The 1,815-nt window shown below is 68.4% G+C and carries 2 protein-coding genes; one reads left to right on the plus strand and one right to left on the minus strand.

The genetic code is table 11. From position 1 onward, the window contains the following. Positions 1–1,327 (minus strand): APC family permease (locus ABZV34_RS39070; protein WP_356287931.1); only part of this gene is annotated, 1,327 nt, incomplete at its 3' end. Positions 1,328–1,528: 201 nt separating this feature from the next. Here ABZV34_RS39070 and ABZV34_RS39075 point away from each other — a divergent pair. After that, positions 1,529–1,815: winged helix-turn-helix domain-containing protein (locus ABZV34_RS39075; protein WP_356287934.1), on the plus strand; the 287-nt coding region annotated here is incomplete at its 3' end.

Consider the following 1,815-nt stretch of genomic DNA (forward strand, 5'->3'; position numbering starts at 1 on the left):
CCCAGGCCAGGGACCACTCGATGGGGTGGCGGCCCGGGGAGTTCTTGTCCGCGTAGCCGTAGATGGTGAGCCAGCCGATCAGTGCGATGAGGCTCGGGAGCGGGTAGAGCCACATCTTGTACGGGCGCCGCAGCGCCGGTTGACGTCGGCGCAGCACCGAGAGGGCGACGATCTGCGCCAGCGCCTGGACGATCACCATGACCGTGGTGAGGAGCTGGATCAGGGTCGCCAGGTCGGTGTGACGGCCGATGAGGAAGCCGATCGCGGTGATGACGCCCATGGTCGCCAGGCCCAGCATCGGGAAGCGGTGCCTGGGGTGCAGTTTCGCGTACGGGCGGAAGAAGACGCGTTCGCGGGCGGCGTCGTACGGGACACGCGAACCGCCCAGCAGTCCGGTGAAGACCGAGGCGAACGCGGTGATGAGGATGAGCACGGTGACCGTGTCGGCGGCGCCCTTGCCCCAGGTCTCCTCCAGGACGGCCGAGGCCACGGAGGTGGAGGCGATGTCACCGGGATCGGTCATCCGGTGCCAGTCGATGACGCCGAGCGTGCCTATCTGGAGCATGAGGTAGATCGCCATGATGCCGAGGATGGAGAAGATGATGGAACGGGGCAGGGTGCGGCCCGGGTCCTTGATCTCGGCGCCCATGTACGCGGTGGTGTTGTAACCCAGGTAGTCGTAGATGCCGATGGTCAGACCCGCGGCGAACCCGATCCAGAAGTGACTGCTGGTCAGCTCGAAGGCGTGCGCCGGGTAGGTGAAGGCCAGATGGGGGCTGAAGTCGGTGGCCGCGGCGACGATCACCAGGAGCACCGAAGTGATCATGACGGCCCACATGACGGCCGTGATGCGCGCGATGTGCTCGACGCCGCGCCACAGGAGCACGACGACGAGGAGGATGACACCGAGGCCGACCAGGTCCCCGGTGGTCTTTCCCATGTCGGGGGCCAGATATCCCAGGTACTGGACGAAGCCGACCACGCCGGTGGACATGATCAGCGGGATGAAGAGCATGGCCGTCCAGACGAACAGGAACGGCATCAGGCGTCCGGAACGGTACTGGAAGGCCTGCCGGAGATACACGTAACTGCCGCCGGAACCGGGCATGGCGGCGCCGAGTTCGGCCCAGATCAGGCCGTCCGCGAGGGCCAGTACCGCACCCGCGACGAAGCCCATGATCGCCTGGGGGCCGCCGAACGCGGCGACCATCAGCGGGATCGTCACGAACGGACCGATCCCGCACATCTGGCTCATGTTGATGGCGGTGGCCTGGAACAGGCCGACGCGGCGGACGAAACCGCCGGTGGGTGGCGGACTGCCGGACATGGGGCCTCCTGTGATCGGGACGCGCGGGAGAGGGACGGCGTACGGGAACGGCCGGGATGACGGCCGACGGATCAGGGGCGGCGGGTGACCCGCCGGCGCTGAACTCCCCTCGGCTCGCCCGGTGAGGCTGACTGGGCGATAAAGTTAAGGAGCCTTACTAGATGCGTCAAGGGGGTGTCATGAATGCGTGAGAATGGAACGATGCCCGCCCGCGACGCCAACGAGCAGCCCGAACAGCCCTGGAACCGCCGCCGGCTGCGCAGCACCAACGAGCGGCTGCTCCTGGACCGGTTGCGCGCCGGCCCTCCCGCGTCGCGAGCCCAACTCGCCCGCGAGACGGGACTGTCGAAGCCGACGGTCTCCAGCGCGCTCGCCGCGCTGGAGGAGGCCGGACTCGTCCACGAGGTCGGCACGCACGCTCCGGAGCGCGGCCGGGTGGCGGTCCTCTACGCTCCGGACCCCGCGGCCGGCCACGCGCTCGGCATCGA

The sequence above is a fragment of the Streptomyces sp. NPDC005195 genome, from assembly GCF_040608315.1.
Taxonomy (GTDB): Bacteria; Actinomycetota; Actinomycetes; order Streptomycetales; family Streptomycetaceae; genus Streptomyces; species Streptomyces kaempferi.